We start from the raw sequence: 15593 nt of genomic DNA, 5'->3' as shown, positions 1-15593 counted from the left end.
TGGACATATGCGGACAGTCGCCCTCTTCGGCACCCCCTTGCGACGGCAGCACTCGGTGGTCATGCACAACGCGGCGTTCGCCGCCGCCGGGCTCGACGCCCGCTACGAACTGCGCGAGGTCGATGAGGCCGGGCTCGCCGCGCAGGTCGGGCAGGCCCGGCTGGAGGGGTGGATGGGCTTTCAGATCACCGCCCCGCACAAACGGTTCGTGATGGACCTGCTGGACGAGATCGAACCGGACGCCCGGCGGATCGGCGCGGTCAACAGCGTCGCCGCCGGGCCGGACGGGCATCTGGTCGGTTTCAACACCGATGTCCTCGGGTTCATGGCGGGCCTGCGCGCGTGCCATCCCGGCGACCTGGCCGGCCGTTCGGTCGTGGTGGCCGGTTCCGGCGGCGTCGGCCACGCGGCGGTGTACGGCCTGGCGGACGCGGGCGTCGGCCGGCTCACGGTCGCGGACCTGGACGTCGCCATGCCGCGCGGGCTGGCCGAGGAGTTCGCCGGATTCGCCGAGATCGAACCGATGGCGCTCGCCGACCCCCAGGTCGCCGAGCGGCTGGCCGAGGCCGACGTCTTCGTCAACGCGACCTCGGTCGGCATGCTGACGCCCGGCCCGGTCGTGGACGTCGCCCTGCTCGCCCCCGCGGCCACGGTGTTCGACGTCGTCTACATCCCCGCCGAGACCGAGCTGGTGCGGCAGGCCAGGGCGCGCGGCATGCGCGCGGCCAACGGCGACCGGATGCTCGTCGCCCAGGCGGCGACGGCCTGGACGCGCTGGACCGGCCTGCCCGACCCCACGGAGGTGATGAGCGCGGCCGTCGCCCCGCTGCTCGCCCGCGACGACCTCGCTCCCTGACCACCCGGAAGACGACGAAGGAGGGGCGACGGATGGTCGCCCCTCCTTTTCGGGTGCGCGTCAGGCGTCTGCGGGCAGGCGCATCAGGCGCAGGATGTTGTGCTGGTAGATCTGCTCACGCTCGGCGTCGGTGATGTCCAGCTCGTTCAGGACGCGGATCGTCTCGCGGATGTACATCGGGCCGCCCTCGGGGTCGAAGGGGCAGTCCGAGGCGAACAGCACGCGTTCGGCGCCGAAGAAGTCCAGGCCGCAGCGGGTGCCGATGGCCGAACCGGACAGCGCGGTGTCGGCGTAGAAGCGGCGGAAGTACTCCAGCGGGCGCTCGGGCAGCTCGCGCCGCAGGTTCGCGTACTCCTCCCCCGCGGTCCGGCTGCCGAGCTGGTCGCTCCAGCCCAGCCCGATCCGGCCCTCCAGGTAGGGGATCATCGCGCCCATGTGGTGCGTGATGATCTTGATGTCCGGGTGCCGCTGGAACAGGCCGGAGAAGACCATCCGGGCCATGGCCACGCTGGTCTCGTACGGCCAGCCCAGCGCCCACCAGATCTCGTACTTGGAGGTGTCCTCGGTCGCGTAGTCGGCGAAGCCCGCGCCGCGCGCCGGGTGCATCCAGATCGGCAGGTCCCGCCTGGCCATCTCGTCGAAGACGGCCTGGAACGCCGGGTCGTCCAGGGGCTTGCCGTTCACGTTGGTGAACACCTGCACGCCCCGCGCGCCGAGCCCGTCGATGGCGAAGGCCAGCTCGGCCATCGCGGCGTCCGGGTTGCTCAGCGGCAGCGCGGCGACGAACGCCGGGAACCGGTCGGGGTACTTCTCGCAGAGTTCGAGCATCGACTCGTTGGCCAGGCGGGCCAGCGCCACGGCCTCGTCCGGACCGGCCAGCAGCTCGATCGGCGGCGAGGACAGCGTGAGCACCTGCTGGTAGTCATCGCCGAACTCCTCCATCATGCGCAGCCGCACCTCGACATCGTGCAGCGCCGGCAGCTCCAGCCAGCGCCGCAACGCGGCCCGGCCGCCCGACAGCTCACGCATCCGCTCGAAGTAGGGCGCGGGCAGGATGTGGCTGTAGGCATCGACCTTCATCAGTGTCCTCTCGAAGTCTGGGGAACCCAGCCGGTGATCTTGCGGTCCACGGCCTGGACCAGGGCCACGGCGCCGAGGGCGACGGCGATGATGACCAGCAGGATGGCCAGCACTCCCGCGCCGTCGAACCGGCCGCCCGCCTGGGTGACGATGCGGCCGAGGCCGACGACCGCGATGAACATCTCGCCGTTGATCATGCCGGTGACCGCGCGGCCCACGCCGAGCCGGACACCGGCCATGATCATGGGGGCCGCGGCCGGGAGCATGATGCGCAGCAGGATCTGCGTCTCGCTCGCGCCGTAGGAGCGGGCCATCTCGACCAGGTGCCCGGGGACCGACTGGATGGCCGAGGCCGTGTTGATGATCATGACGAACATCGCATACATGACGACCACGGCGACGATCGAGCCGCGGCCCTCGCCCAGCAGGGAGAAGAAGATCGGGGCGAAGACCAGCGACGGGGCGGTCAGCAGCGCGTAGACGTACACGCCGAGGGCGGCCTCGACCTTGCGGAAGCGGCCCATCGCCACGCCCACGAGCAGGCCGCCCGCCAGTGAGACGGCGAAGCCCAGCACCAGGTTGAGCAGGCTGTCGGCGAGGCTGGCGAAGATCTCCCCGCTGGTCACCATGTCGGCCAGGCGGCCGATGACGGTGCTCAGCGGCGGGAAGTACGACGCGCCGGCCAGGTGCCCGATCAGCTCCCAGACGATGGCGCCGGCCAGCAGGCTGATCGGGCCCGCGGGGACGCGCCGCCACGACGGCCGCCGGCGGGCCGCGGCCGGGGCGCTCATCGGCCCGCCTTGGCGGGGCGGTGTTCCTCGTGCATGTCGCGCAGCCGGTCCCACAGGTAGGCGGTGATCTCGACGTACTTGCCGGAACGCTCCAGCGCCCCGACGTCGCTGGAACGCGGCCGGGTCAGCGGCACCGGGACGATCTCGGAGATCCGCCCGGGACGGGCGCTCATCAGCACGACGCGGTCGCCGAGCAGCACCGCCTCCTCCATGCTGTGCGTGATGAACACCACGGTCAGCCGGTGTTCCTCCCAGATCGACAGCAGCTCCTCCTGGAGCAGGCGGCGGGTCTGCTCGTCCACCGCCCCGAACGGCTCGTCCATCAGCAGCACGCTCGGCTGCACGGCCAGCGCGCGGGCGATGCCCACCCGCTGCTGCATGCCGCCGGACAGTTCGCCCGGCCGCTTGGTCTCGAATCCGCCCAGGCCCACCGTCTCGATCAGCGCGCGGGCGCGCTCGATCCGCTCGGCCTTGCCGACCCCGCGCACCTGGAGCCCGAAGGCGACGTTCTCCAGGACGGTGGCCCATGGCAGCAGCGCGAAGTTCTGGAAGACCATGCTGCGCTCGGGGCCCGGCCCGCGCACCGGCGAGCCGTCGATGAAGATGTCGCCCTCGTTCCAGGGGATCAGCCCGGCGATGGCCTTCAGCAGCGTGGTCTTGCCGCAGCCGCTCGGCCCGAGCACGGTCAGGAACTCGTTGTCGGCGACCGTGAGGTCCACGTCCTGGAGCGCCTGCACCACGCCGCCGTCCTGGCCGATGTAGCTCTTTCCCAATCCACGAACTTCGATCACCGGGTGCTCCTTGCGGTAGTGGCCTTGGACCAGCGGGTCAGCCGGTGCTCTCCCCACCGGGCGAGGGAGATGAGCAGCAGCGCCTCGGCCAGAATGATCACGATGGTCCCGTACAGCAGCGGCGCCCGGAACAGGCCGCGGTACTCCAGGATCAGCCCGCCCAGCGCGGCGGAGACCATCAGGAGTTCGACGAGGACCATGCCGGTGACCGCGCGGCCGACGCCCAGCCGGATGCCCGTCATGATCGCCGGCAGTGCGCCGGGGAGCAGGACCCGCGTCCAGATCTGCCGCTCGGTGGCGCCGAACGAGCGGGCCATCTCGATCAGCGACGGGTCCACCTGACGGACCCCTGTGCGGCTGTTGACCACCACCATCACGATGGAGAAGACCGCGACCAGGATGACCCGCGAGGCCAGCCCGAATCCGACCGACATCATCAGCAGCGGGATGATCGCCGCCATCGGGGTGACCAGCAGGATGTTGAGGTAGACGTCGGCGAACCGCTCCAGCGCCCGGAACCGGCCGAGCACGATCCCGAGCGGCACCCCGATGACGACCGCGATGGCGAAGCCGATCACCAGTGCCTGGTTGCTGACGTACATCGCCTGCCACAGCTCGGCGGTGCCGAGCAGTTGGAAGGTCGCGCCGACGGTCTCGGTGAAGGTGGGCAGCAACAGCCCGCCCCACGCGGTGGCGTACACCTCCCAGGCGACGGCGAACACGGCGAACGTCAGCAGTTGGTAGGGCAGGTTCGCGCCGAGCAGGCGGCGCAGCGGGCCGGGCCGGCGGGCCTCGACGGGGCCGGTCCTGGTCGTCGCGGCCCCGCGCGCGCGGCGGTGCGTGGTGGCGGTGGTCATTTCGCCGCCTGGATGAAGGAGAGGTCGGCCACGTCCTTGGCCTTCATGCCGGGCTTGATCACGCCTGCCCTGGCGAAGAAGTCGATGGTGCCCTGGACGTTGGCCTCGGTCAGCGCGCCGGCGTTGAAGAGCCCGGACGAGACGTACCGTTCGGCGATCTTCGCCATGTCGGCGGGCTTCTCCTCCGGCAGGTACTTGGCCACCAGGTCCACCAGGTACTTGGCGTCGGCGTTGATGGCGGCGTGCCGGCGTACCAGCGCGGTGATGAACTCCTGGGCCACTTCGCGGTGTTCGGTCAGGAACTCGGTGTTGGCGTACACGGTCTGCGGATGCAGATCGGGCAGGCTCTTGCCGAAGTCGACCACCTGGGAGAACTTCGACTTGCCCGACGACTCCAGGGCGACGACGTCGGAGACCTCCAGCGGGGTCGCGTCGATCTCGCCCGCGAGCAGCGCCTGGGCGCGGACGTCCGAGCCGCCGATGGTCAGGTACTCCGGCTGCCGGCCGCCCTTGCACTGGGCGCGCACCCAGTCCTTGGCCATGGCGGTCGCCACGGCGCCCTCACTGAAGATCCCGAACGGCCGCCCGTCCAGGTCGTCGCAGGTGGAGATGCCGGGCTTGCCGTAGACGGCCCACTGGTTGCCGATGACGTCGGCGATGATCTTGATGGGGGCGTTCTGTTCGATGGCGATCAGGGCGGGGCTGGTGGCCTCCGCCGAGATCGCATAGTCACCTCTGGCCAGCCCTTCCATGGCCAGCTCCGGTTCGGCCAGTTCCACGATCTCGACCTTGTGGCCCGCCTGGCGGAGGTCGTCCACCGCCGCCAGGATGGGCACCGTCGTGATGTCCGGTTCGATGACCGCCACCGTGAACGACCGCGTGCCGTCCGGGTTGGTGGTGGCGACGCCTCCGCCGCAGGCCGTCACGGCGGTCACGGCCGCGACGGCGATGAGCCGTTTCAGATGAGTCCCGACGTGCATGGTCCCCTCTTTCCGCAACGCGATGGCCCTCCTTGGTCGCCCGGGCCACTGGCCCGAGCCTTGAGAAGCAAGGTCATCGACTAGGCAAACGTATGCCGTGCGGACATGGTAGTGAGCCGTACCACAAAAACGTCAAGAGGATTCTGCAGGTTGTATGCACATAGGTCGGGCGCTCGGTTTGCCAACTCAAGCCACGGCCTGCCATCATTAGGCAAACGTTGTCCTAGGGAGGGTGGCGATGACGTCTCTGGCCGACGTGGCCCGGGAGGCCGGCGTGGCCGTGTCCACCGCGTCACGGGTGCTGAACGGCTCCACTCACCCCATCTCGGCCGCCACCCGCGCCCGGGTCATCGAGGCCGCCACCCGCCTCGGCTACTCGCCGAGCGCGCTCGCCCGGGCGCTGGTCTCCCGCACCAGCCGCCTGGTCGGCGTCCTGGTCAGCGACATCGTCAACCCCTACTTCTCGGTCATCGCCCGCGGCGCCGACGACGTGGCGAGCCGCGCCGGATACGTCACCATGCTCTCCAACGTCGACCGGCGCACCACCACGGAGATCAACCGGCTGCGGACCATGCGCGACTACCGCGCCGCCGGAGTGATCTTCGCGGGCAGCGGCCACGTCGACGACCCGCAGGCCGACGATCTCACCAAGGCCGTGCGCGAGGCCCGCGAGCAGGGCATCCACAGCGTGTCGCTGACCGCCCGCGACCTCGGCTGCCACGTCATCACCGCCGACAGCCAAGGCGCCGCCTACGAGATCACCGAGTATCTGATCTCACTCGGGCACCGCAGGATCGCGTTCGTCGAGGGACCGCCCGGCATGATCGCCAACCGCGAGCGCAGGGACGGCTTCCTGGCCTGCATGAGCGACGCCGACCTCACCGCCGAGGCGCAGTGCCTGCCCGGCGGCTTCGACTACGAGGCCGGGCACGCGGCGGCCATGCGGCTGATCGCCCGCCCGCCGCTGCCGCACGCCGTCCTGGCCGCCAACGACGAGGCCGCGGTCGGCGCGCTCAGCGCGCTGCGGCAGGCGGGCATCGACGTGCCGGGCGAGGTGTCCGTGGCGGGCATCGACGACCTGCGGGTGGCCCGGTTCGTCGGGCTCACCACGGTGAGCCTGCCGCTTTACGAGATGGGCGCGATGGCGGCCCGGCACATCATCGACAACCCGGCGTGCGCGGGCGGCGACGACACCACCACGACCGTGCTGAGCCACCGGCTCATCCCCAGGGAGACCACCGCGCCGCGACCCGCGTGACCCTGCCCGATCATTTGGGCCCCTACCATACGCGCATGACCTCCCACGGATTCACGCTGACCGCCGAGGGCCCGTTCGACTTCGGGGCCTCGCTGCGCTTCGTCGAGGACTGGCCGGCCACCGGCGCGCTGCCCACCGACGGCGGCGCGCTGCGCTTCGCCTACTGCGCCGAATCCGACTGGCTGCCCATCGGCGTGCGGATGACGGCCGCGCCCGGCGGGGTCGCGGTCGCCACCACGCGGGCCGCCGGGCCGCGGATCCGCGCGGAGGTGGCCCGCATCTTCTCCCTCGACGTGGACGGCAGCGGGTTCGCCGCCGTCGGCGAGGCCGACCCGGTGGTCGGTGACCTCCAGCGACGCGGGCCCGGCCTGCGGCCGGTGTGCTTTTGGAGCCCGTGGGAGGCGGCCTGCTGGGCGGTGATCGTGCAACGTTCCTCCATGCACATCGCCGCCAAGATCAAGGCGCGCATCGCCGAGCGGTACGGCGCGCGGGTCACCATCGACGGCGAGGACCACGCGGCCTTCCCCCCGCCGATGACCCTGCTGGACGCCGGGGGTTTCGGCCTGCCCGCCCAGAAGGAGGAGTGGCTGCGCGGCCTGGCCCGCGCGGCGCTGGACGGGCCGCTCACCACCGAGTACCTGCGTTCGCTGAGCCCCCCGGACGCCCTGGCCGAGCTGCGCTCGCTGCCCGGCGTCGGGCCGTTCTCGGCCGGGCTGATCCTGATCCGCGGCGCGGGCGCGCCCGACGCGTTCCCCGGCGATGAGCCGCGGCTGTTCGCCCTGCTGCGCGAGGCGTACGGGCTGGCGGAGGACGCACCGCCCGCCGCCTACCGCGACGTGGCCGACGCCTGGCGGCCCTACCGCTCGTGGGCGTCGTTCCTGTTCCGGGCCGACGCCTACGGCATCCTGGACGACCCGCCCGCCTAGCCGCGCGTCAGGGCCGCGGCAGGCTGCGCACGATCGTCTCGGCGGTGTAGCGCAGCCAGGCCCCGTCCACGCCGTCCGGGCGGGCCAGGGCGTCGAACAGCACGCCGTCGATCTGCGCCACGAACATCCGGGCCGCCGGAACGGGGTCCGGAACTCCCGCCGCGCGCAGGCCCTCTTCGGCCTTGCGCAGGAACCGCGCCCCGGCGACGTCCAGCTCTTCCCAGAGCAGTGCCCGGCGGGCCGCGTCCAGGTACAGCTCCATCCGCGCCTGGGTCCGTGTCCTGGCCGGTCCGAGCCAGTACCCCAGCAGTCCGGCCAGGGCGTCGGCCACCTCCTCAGGGCTGTGCCACGCGCCCTGCGGCAGCCGTTCGAGCGACGCCTCGTCCTGCTCCAGCATCCGCGCCAGCACCCCGCCGAGCAGCGCCAGGCGGGTGCGGTAACAACTGCTGGTGCTCCCGGGCGGCAGCCCGGCCCGAGCGTCCACCGCGCGGTGGGTCAGGCCGCGCATCCCCTCCTCGGCGATGACCTCGATGGCGGCGTCGGCCGCCCGCTCCCTGCGTGTGCTCATCGCCCCGTCCCCTCCGCCGGCGACCGCTCGGGCTCGACGGTGAGCGGGCCGCGCTCGCCGGTCCTGATCGGGTCCGCGGCGGGCCTGGTGAACAACGTGCCGCCGGGCCGGTCGAGGTCGCCTGTGCGGATGTTCAGCAGTTGAACACCCCACCGGCACAGCGTGGACACGCCCATCCGCCCGTAGCGGGCGGCGGCGGTGCCCGGCCGGATCGAGTGGTGCTCGGCCCCGAGCCGCGCGGTCTCGGTCCTGCGCGGGCCGAACAGCACCCTCCGGCGGCCCATCAGCGGCCGGGGCGCGAACCGGGGCGGCGACCGGTCCACCGGCCCGGCGGAGAATCTGTTGCGGGTGCCGGGCAGGGCGACGAACGGCGGCGCGTGCGTCATCGCACCCAGGCCGTGGGTGACCGGGTTGCCGAGACAGGTGGCCACGGCGCCCGCGCCGTGCGTCCGGCCGATCCGCGCCAGTTCCCCGCTGACCAGGCCGAACGCCTCGTCCCAGGTGATCTCCGGCCGGCCGCCCGCGGTGCGCCGCACGGGCGGGCGCAGGCGGTCGGGGTCGTTCCGTACGCCGGCGAGGGCGAGCGCCCTGGGGCAGATGTGCCCCGCCGACAGGCGGTCGTCCTCATCGCCCCGGATGTCGATGACCCGGTCGCCGGAGACGGTGATGCGAAGACCGCACATCGCCTCGCATAAGGTGCACGACCCGGGCCGGATGGTGGCCTGTGTCATACGTCCAGTTTTAGCAGCTCTCCGCTACATCTGTAGTAAGTCGCAACGGATGTAGTAACTCGTCCCCTGGCCTGCGTCGTCACCCGGCGGGCGGCGGGGCGGCCTCGACGGTCTTGGCGTACATGCCGCTGGTCAGGTCGAAGCGGAGGGCCGCGTGGGAGGTCGCGGTCAGGATGTCCCGCCACTGGCGCTGCAACACGCTGGTGTCCCGCTGGGCCTGGCTGCCGCCCGACTCGAACAGCCGGTTGGCCGTGGCGCGGGTCAGTTCGGCCGCCAGGGAGGCGTCACGGGCGTTGCGCGCGGCCGTCTCCGGCGTGCAGCCGCCCAGGTCGGCCAGGTCGAGGGCGCGTTCGGTGACCAGGTCGGCGGCGTCCAGCTCCGCGCCCGCGCGTGCCAGGGCCTGCTGGGCGGGCGGCGGCAGGCTGCCCTCGGCCTTGGCGAGCATCGTGCCGGTCCAGGCCCGTAACATCGCCCGGGCCGAGCCGAGCGCCGGGGTGGCGAACAGCGGCCCGGCCACCGCGGCCAGCGGTGTCTGGTGGCAGATCGCGTCCGAGTGCTCGCTGCCGCCCTGGAGAAGGGTGCTCCACGGCACCGACCGGTGGTGCGGCACGAAGACGTCCTGGGCCACCACGCTGTTGCTGCCCGTACCGCGCATGCCCAGGTTGAACCACGTCTTCTTGACCCGGAAGGCGTCGCGGGGCACCGCGAAGAAGCTCGGCCCGCCCGGTACACCGACGCAGAGCAGGGCCCAGTCGGAGAAGTCCACCGCGCTCAGGAAGTTCCACTCCCCCGACAGACGCCACCCGCCGGGGGCCGCCTCCGCCGTGCCGGACGGCACGAGGGCGGCTGCGATGGCCGCGTCGGGCCCGCGCCGCCACACCTCCGCCTGCCCCTCGGGCGGGAGGTAGGCCGCCATGCGGCCGGAGGTCGCCAGGATCAGCGCGCACCAGGACGCCGACGCGCACGACTCGCCCAGGTTGAGCAGCGCCTGGCGAAGTTCGGTGAACGTCGCCTCGTACCCGCCGTGCCCGGCGGGCACGAAGTGGCGGGCGAAGCCGGCGTCGATGAGGGCGGCGATGACGTCCTCCGGCAGGCGCCGCTCCTCCTCCGCCTCGGCGGCCCGCTCGCCGGCCAGTTTGGCGGCGGCATCGGCCGCCTCGATGAGCCCGGTCTCGCTGAGTGTCATGGTGGTCTCCTTCACATCGGGGCCTTCACGGCGAAGGCGTCGGGGCCGAGCGTCACGACCGCGCTGCCGCCCGGGCGTACCGCGCGGTGGCGTCTGGCCAGCGGGGCGAGCTGGCTGAGGCAGGCTTCGACGAGCGTGTAACCCTGCCCGTCGCCGAGCAGGCCGTCGAGCGCGGGCCAGAACAGCACCGGATCGGCCAGTTGCATCGCCCAGAACTCGGGCGTGACGGCCTCTTCCGCGGTGACCCACCGCCCGGTCCGGCACGAGCGGACCGGGATGGCCGGGGGCCGCAGGGTCATCCCGGCGAGGCAGCGCCGCAACTCCTCGGCGGCGGGCCGAAGTACCGGGCTGTGGAACGGCTGGAGCGCCCGCACCCGGCGGCACATGAGGCCGCCGTCGCGAATCGCCCGCTCGGCGGCGGTCAGCCCCGGCTCCGGGCCGGACACGATGCACTGCCGTGGCGCGTTCCACGCGCCGATCACGACGTCCCCGCCGAGGTAGGGGGTCAGGTCATCGGGGGCGGCGGCGACCGCGAGCATGCCGCCGGGCGGCATCAGCCGGGCCGCCTCCGCCCGCCGGCACATCAGTTCGGCGCCTTCGGCCAGGCTGAACACGCCCGCGAGCGCCGCCGCGGCCAGTTCGCCCACGCTGTGCCCGAGCAGCGCGCGCGGCGGCGTCCCACCGTCGATCAGCGCCCGGCCGATCGCGTGATCGACCGCGAACAGCAGGGGCTGCGCGCGGGTGACATCGTCGATCGGGACCTCCGGGTCGCCGGACAGCCACTCCTCCCGCAGCTTCGCGCCCTGCGCGCCGCATGCGTCGAAGAACTCGTCCATCGCCGCGGTGAAGGCCGGCTGCCCGCCGTACAGTTCGGCGGCCATGCGCGGGAACTGCGCGCCCTGTCCGGGCAGGAGCAGCGCCACCGGCTGCCTGATGTCTCGCATGGGCCCAGCGTGGGCGGCGGTCCTCAAGCAAGACTTGAGAAGTCCTCGACACGCAGGCCGTACCAGAGTCGTATGCGACCCATGACAGAACCACCGGGCAGAGTGGGACAGGAAGGCGGTCGAGGGAGGGAGCTCCATCGGATGGATGCCACGGACTCGTCAGGGGGCATAGGAGTCCTGCTCGGCGTGGATCATGTGATCTTCAGGGAATGTCTCAGGGACTGGATCGGCGGGGCGCACGGCATCGCCGTGGTGGGCGAGGCCCGCTCGTCCGCCGAGGTGCCGCACGTGGCGGCCCGGCTGCGCCCGGACGTGGTGCTGCTGAGCACGGGCGGCGACCGGCCGGCGGCGGAGTTGCGGGTGCTGCGGGAGGTACGGCGGCGGCTGCCGCGCACCAAGATCGTTGTACTGTCACTGCGGAACGCCTCCCCCGTGGAGGAGGCTCTGGAGCAGGGCACGCACTGGTGCCTGCGGAGCACGAGCACGCGGGCCGATCTCGTGCTCGCCCTGCGCAACGTCGCCGCGCGCGACGTCGCCGCGCATACTGAAGGCCCGTCACCTTCGCATCTCCCCCCCTTGCGGCAGGCGGATGGCGGCGACGGGCCACGGTGGCGGGCCTGTCTGTCCACACGCGAGCAGGAAGTGCTCGATCTGGTCTCACAGGCCCTGAGCAACGCGCAGATCGGCGCGCGGCTGTCCATCACGGAAGGAACGGTGAAACGACATCTGCGCAACATCTACGCCAAACTCGGCGCCGTGTCGCGCATCGACGCGATCAACAAGGCGGCGTACGCCTCACCGACGTGGAATTCCCCCCACGACGCCGCCGGCACCCAGCACGCGCCGGCCCCCGGATCAGGCCGAGATGGCCAGCGTCCGATCCCCCAGCAGCACCTCACGGTGCAGGCGCTGGACCGCCGGTGAGGGGTCCAGCCCGAGTTCGCGCGCCAGAATCTCGCGCAGGTTTTGGAACGCTGCAAGCGCCTCCGCGCGGCGACCCGCCTGGCTCAGCACGTTGACGAGCTGGGCGTGCAGCCACTCGTGCAGCGGATTTTCCGCGATCAGGCTCCTCAGTTCGCCGATCAGGTCGCGATGCCGGCCCAGGTGCAGGTCGGCCTCGATACGCAGTTCCATGGCGTGCGTGCGGCGGTCCGCCAGATGGACGACGTGCGAGCGAAGGAGCGGTCCTTGTGTGACATTGGCGAGCGGCGGGCCCTGCCAAAGGGCCAGCGCCTCCCGCAGGTCGGCCGAGGCGGCCTCGTACCGGCCCTGGCGCAGCAGGCCGGCGGCCTGCGTCACCAGGCGGTCGAACCGGCCCTGGTCGAGTTGGTCCTGATCGAGGAGGAGGGTGTAGCCGAAGGGCTTGGTCACCAGCAGCTCGCGCCCCGTCCCGCTGAGCCGTTCCCGTTCGATCAGGCTGCGTAAGTGGTAGATGTAGGTCTGGGTAGTGGTCAGCGCGCTTTTCGGCGGGTTGTTCCCCCACAGCTCCTGGATGATGGAATCGACGAGCACCAGCCGATTGGCGGAAACCAGCAGCAGGGCGAGGACCTGACGCACCTTCGGCGCGCTTGGTGTACAGGCTCTGCCATCGTGCATCACCTCCATCGGCCCGAGCACAGTGAATCTTGACGTCCCCATGGTGCCTCCCGTGAGTGGCGGAAATCTTGCATCCACCGGCCTGGGTACTGAAATTCCTCAGCAGAATATAGCTATACATAAGCCGCCCGAAATGCGATGCCACTAAAGAGGTAGTGGCCGAGAAAGGCGTTCACCCCCGGGCAAGATCACGAGTGGGCCCAGGTGAAATCTGAATGCCGGCACCGCGGCCCGGGATTACACGCAGGTAAATAGTTTAAGATCCAACCACGTGGTGATCAATCCCGCACACCGATCCTGACAAAGGACGAACAAGCGTGAAAAAAGGCGAAAGAGAGGCGCTCTCAGCGGAAACGACGGGCGATGCCACGGCCGTCCACGCCACCACAGTGTCGGCCAGACGGCATATCGGCCCGACCGAAAATCGGCGTGGCGACCCGTTGGAAGCGGCCACCAACGACCCTGGACGACCGGGCGCGCCGGGATGTCCGGCCCTCCGCACCAGCGGTGCGGCCCGCGTACGGCCCGCCTCCACCGCCTCACCGGCGACGCCGTCGCACCCCGGAGCCGTGCCGCGCGCAACCGGTGTGTCCTCTGTCACATCACAGGTCGCCGCCATGGCGGCCATGAGCCGGCCGGACCGGCGCCGGGACGGCCGATGGCACGGGGCCCCGTCCGGCGACCGCGAACGGATCGCAGGCGGGCAGCGCCGGAGGGTGTGGAGCCTGCGCCGGCATCCGGCCCCAAGGCGGGCACACCACCGAGGCTCCCGTGGGATGCGGGCGTCCGAAACCATAACGCGCTTCCATATGAATGGCGTCGCGTCGGCGATCGAAGGGGCGCAGGGAAGAGCCAACTCCGGCGCCCCGCAAGGACCCCTTGGAAATCGGCGAAGAAATCCACGACATCCGCGCCGCGGCCTTCACGCTCATGCCACACCGCGTCCGATACGTGACAGTCCGGCATCCCTGACAAGGGTAAAGACCGCGTATCCGCAGGTTGCCTCCCATCGCGGGATCTGCTCTCCCGCCGCCTTCCCGGTGGCGGGCCGAAAACATCCGGTAGGCCGGCCTGCCGGTCCGCGGTTAGTGTGGTGACGTGCGACCGCCGGGCTTATGGCGACATATCGTTCGCTTGCCTCCGATCTCCATCGATATCGCCGCAGCGGCCCTCCTCACCGGCACGGCCCTCTTCCAGCCCCACCTGGCGACCTCCAGGCCCGACACCCCCTGGCTCCCCGTCCTGGCCGCGCTGCTCGGCCTCGCCGTCGCGGTACGCCGCCCCGCGCCGATCCCCGCCCTGCTCCTCGCCGTCCTGGCCACCGCGGGCGCCGACCCGCTCGGCGTCATGGAGCCGGCGCTGGCCGCGATCCTGCTCACCGCCTACACCGTCGGCACGGTGTCGGAGCGGGCGACCGCCGCCGCCGTGGCGATCGGCTGCGCGGTCCTGCTCTGCGCCGGATTCGCCGTCGCCGAGCGGCTTTTGGCCCTGGATTCGCAGGGCGGGCCCGTGCCGTCCGTCATCGGCGTGCTCGCGGGCATCGCGGTCGGCCAGGCGACCACGACCCGGCGGCTGTTGCTCGTGGCGCTCAAGGAACGGGCCCTGCGCGCCGAGCTGGCGCTGGAGGAGGAGGCCAGGCGGCGGGTGGCCGAGGAGCGCATGCACATCGCGCGGGAGGTCCACGACCTGGTCGCCCACCACATCTCCGTGGTCAACGTGCAGGCGGGGGTCGCCGCCCACCTGCTCCGCGAACGACCGGAGGCGGCCGGGGAGGCACTGGGGCACGTCCGCACCGCCGCCCGCACCGTGCTGGACGAACTCGGCGCGGTCCTCGACGTACTACGCGGGTCCGGCGACCCGCGGGCCCCGCTGGAGCCGCTGCCCGGGCTGGCGGACCTCGACCGGCTCATCGACTCCTTCGGCGGAGCCGGGCTGCGGGTGGACAGAACGGTGTCCGGCGCGCCCCGGTCGTGCCCGCCCGCCGTCGACCTCTGCGCCTACCGAATACTCCAGGAGTCGCTCACCAACGCCCGTAAATATGGACGAGGGCGGGCCAAGGTGACGATGTCCTACACCGATCAAGAACTCACGATAAACGTCCGCAACGAGTGCGCCGACGCCCGCGAGCGCGACGTCCCCGGCACCGGACACGGGCTCGTCGGCATGCGCGAGCGGATCGCCTCGGTGGGCGGCACGCTCGTCGCCGGGCCGGCGTCCGCCGGGGAGTTCGCCGTGCTGGCCCGCCTGCCGCTCGACGGAAGCCACCTGACAGACGGGAACCGCGATGATCCGAGTGTTGCTCGCTGACGACCAGACGCTGATCCGCAAGGGCTTCCGCTCGCTCATCGAGTCGGCGCCCGACCTGCGCGTGGTCGGCGAGGCCGAGACCGGCGCGCAGGCCGTGAAGCTGGCCCGCGAGACCGGGGCCGATGTCATCTTGATGGACATCCGGATGCCGGAGATGGACGGCTTGGCGGCGACCCAGGAGATCACCGCCGATGACGCCCTCGCCGGGGCGCGCGTCCTGGTGCTGACCACGTTCGAGATCGACGAGTACGTGTTCCGGGCGCTGCGGGCGGGGGCCAGCGGGTTCCTCGGCAAGGGCGTGGAGCCGCGCGACCTGCTGGAGGCGATCCGCGTCGTCCACGCGGGTGAGGCCCTGCTCTCGCCCAAGGCGACCAAGGGGCTGATCACGCGCTTCCTCAGCCGGCCGGTCAAGGCCGACACCGCGCCGTCGGAACTGCTCGAAGTGCTCACCGTCCGGGAGCGCGAGATGGTCGCGCACGTGGCGACCGGGCTGTCCAACGAGGAGATCGCCGAGGAGCTGTGCGTGTCGCCGTACACGGTGAAGACGCACGTCAACCGGGCCATGACCAAGCTGGGCGCGAGAGACCGGGCGCAGCTCGTGATCACCGCCTACCGGACGGGGCTGGTACGGCTGCCCGGCGCGTAGGGCCGCGGGCCACGGCTCATGCGAGCGGACCACGCCGGGGCCCCGTCTCCTGCGACGGCAGGCCGTCACGGATACT

General features: G+C 71.6%; 16 protein-coding genes. 6 read left to right on the top strand and 10 right to left on the bottom strand.

Annotation, left to right across the window (positions count from 1 at the left end):
* Window positions 1-7 precede the first annotated feature (7 nt).
* Window positions 8-856 (top strand): shikimate dehydrogenase family protein, encoded by an 849-nt coding sequence (locus ACH34R_RS25185; RefSeq protein WP_397563975.1) that lies wholly within the window; start codon window positions 8-10, stop codon window positions 854-856.
* A gap of 60 nt (window positions 857-916) precedes the next feature.
* Here ACH34R_RS25185 and ACH34R_RS25180 read toward each other — a convergent pair whose 3' ends face one another.
* From ACH34R_RS25180 to ACH34R_RS25160, 5 genes are read right to left on the bottom strand one after another with little or no spacing between them, the layout of a single operon-like run.
* Window positions 917-1936, bottom strand: a complete 1020-nt coding sequence (locus ACH34R_RS25180) for an amidohydrolase family protein (protein ID WP_397563974.1) — start codon at window positions 1934-1936, stop codon at window positions 917-919.
* A complete protein-coding gene (locus ACH34R_RS25175; protein ID WP_397563973.1) occupies window positions 1936-2727 on the bottom strand; it encodes an ABC transporter permease in 792 nt (263 codons plus the stop codon). Before ACH34R_RS25175 ends, ACH34R_RS25180 begins: the two co-directional genes overlap by 1 nt.
* Window positions 2724-3518 (bottom strand): ABC transporter ATP-binding protein, encoded by a 795-nt coding sequence (locus ACH34R_RS25170; protein ID WP_397563972.1) that lies wholly within the window; start codon window positions 3516-3518, stop codon window positions 2724-2726. The genes ACH34R_RS25175 and ACH34R_RS25170 overlap by 4 nt, the downstream gene beginning before the upstream one ends.
* Window positions 3515-4375, bottom strand: a complete 861-nt coding sequence (locus ACH34R_RS25165; protein ID WP_397563971.1) for an ABC transporter permease — start codon at window positions 4373-4375, stop codon at window positions 3515-3517. The genes ACH34R_RS25170 and ACH34R_RS25165 overlap by 4 nt, the downstream gene beginning before the upstream one ends.
* On the bottom strand, window positions 4372-5355 hold the full coding sequence (locus tag ACH34R_RS25160) for an ABC transporter substrate-binding protein (protein ID WP_397563970.1): 984 nt from the start codon (window positions 5353-5355) through the stop codon (window positions 4372-4374). Before ACH34R_RS25160 ends, ACH34R_RS25165 begins: the two co-directional genes overlap by 4 nt.
* Before the next feature lie 238 nt (window positions 5356-5593).
* Here ACH34R_RS25160 and ACH34R_RS25155 point away from each other — a divergent pair, with 238 nt between their 5' ends.
* Both ACH34R_RS25155 and ACH34R_RS25150 read left to right on the top strand, forming a co-directional pair.
* Complete coding sequence (locus tag ACH34R_RS25155; protein WP_397563969.1) at window positions 5594-6613, top strand: LacI family DNA-binding transcriptional regulator; 1020 nt, start codon at window positions 5594-5596, stop codon at window positions 6611-6613.
* Between the two features lie 35 nt (window positions 6614-6648).
* Window positions 6649-7539: a DNA-3-methyladenine glycosylase family protein gene (locus tag ACH34R_RS25150; protein WP_397563968.1), complete on the top strand. Its 891-nt coding sequence runs from the start codon at window positions 6649-6651 to the stop codon at window positions 7537-7539.
* 7 nt (window positions 7540-7546) lie between these two features.
* Here ACH34R_RS25150 and ACH34R_RS25145 read toward each other — a convergent pair whose 3' ends face one another.
* The 4 genes from ACH34R_RS25145 to ACH34R_RS25130 form a co-directional block, all read right to left on the bottom strand.
* Window positions 7547-8107, bottom strand: a complete 561-nt coding sequence (locus tag ACH34R_RS25145; protein ID WP_397563967.1) for a TetR/AcrR family transcriptional regulator — start codon at window positions 8105-8107, stop codon at window positions 7547-7549.
* Entirely contained in the window at window positions 8104-8838 is a 735-nt protein-coding gene (locus ACH34R_RS25140) for a hypothetical protein (protein WP_397563966.1), read from the bottom strand. Before ACH34R_RS25140 ends, ACH34R_RS25145 begins: the two co-directional genes overlap by 4 nt.
* Window positions 8839-8917: 79 nt before the next feature.
* Entirely contained in the window at window positions 8918-10024 is a 1107-nt protein-coding gene (locus ACH34R_RS25135; protein WP_397563965.1) for an acyl-CoA dehydrogenase family protein, read from the bottom strand.
* 11 nt (window positions 10025-10035) lie between these two features.
* Window positions 10036-10968 (bottom strand): acyltransferase domain-containing protein, encoded by a 933-nt coding sequence (locus ACH34R_RS25130; RefSeq protein WP_397563964.1) that lies wholly within the window; start codon window positions 10966-10968, stop codon window positions 10036-10038.
* 141 nt (window positions 10969-11109) lie between these two features.
* Between ACH34R_RS25130 and ACH34R_RS25125 the strand changes: the two genes are divergently transcribed.
* Complete coding sequence (locus ACH34R_RS25125) at window positions 11110-11892, top strand: response regulator transcription factor (protein WP_397563963.1); 783 nt, start codon at window positions 11110-11112, stop codon at window positions 11890-11892.
* Here the strand turns inward: ACH34R_RS25125 and ACH34R_RS25120 are convergent.
* Window positions 11824-12573 (bottom strand): BTAD domain-containing putative transcriptional regulator, encoded by a 750-nt coding sequence (locus ACH34R_RS25120; RefSeq protein WP_397563962.1) that lies wholly within the window; start codon window positions 12571-12573, stop codon window positions 11824-11826. The two genes, ACH34R_RS25125 and ACH34R_RS25120, sit on opposite strands and share 69 nt — an antisense overlap.
* A 1125-nt stretch (window positions 12574-13698) precedes the next feature.
* Between ACH34R_RS25120 and ACH34R_RS25115 the strand changes: the two genes are divergently transcribed.
* Both ACH34R_RS25115 and ACH34R_RS25110 read left to right on the top strand, forming a co-directional pair.
* On the top strand, window positions 13699-14871 hold the full coding sequence (locus ACH34R_RS25115; protein WP_397563961.1) for a sensor histidine kinase: 1173 nt from the start codon (window positions 13699-13701) through the stop codon (window positions 14869-14871).
* Window positions 14849-15517 carry a response regulator gene (locus ACH34R_RS25110; protein ID WP_397563960.1) on the top strand — a complete coding sequence of 223 codons (669 nt, stop codon included), beginning with the start codon at window positions 14849-14851 and terminating at the stop codon, window positions 15515-15517. The genes ACH34R_RS25115 and ACH34R_RS25110 overlap by 23 nt, the downstream gene beginning before the upstream one ends.
* The last annotated feature ends 76 nt before the right edge of the window (window positions 15518-15593 follow it).

Source organism: Spongiactinospora sp. 9N601, from assembly GCF_044326295.1.
Taxonomy (GTDB): domain Bacteria; phylum Actinomycetota; class Actinomycetes; order Streptosporangiales; family Streptosporangiaceae; genus Spongiactinospora; species Spongiactinospora gelatinilytica.
This window is presented reverse-complemented; position numbering and strand designations above follow the sequence as displayed.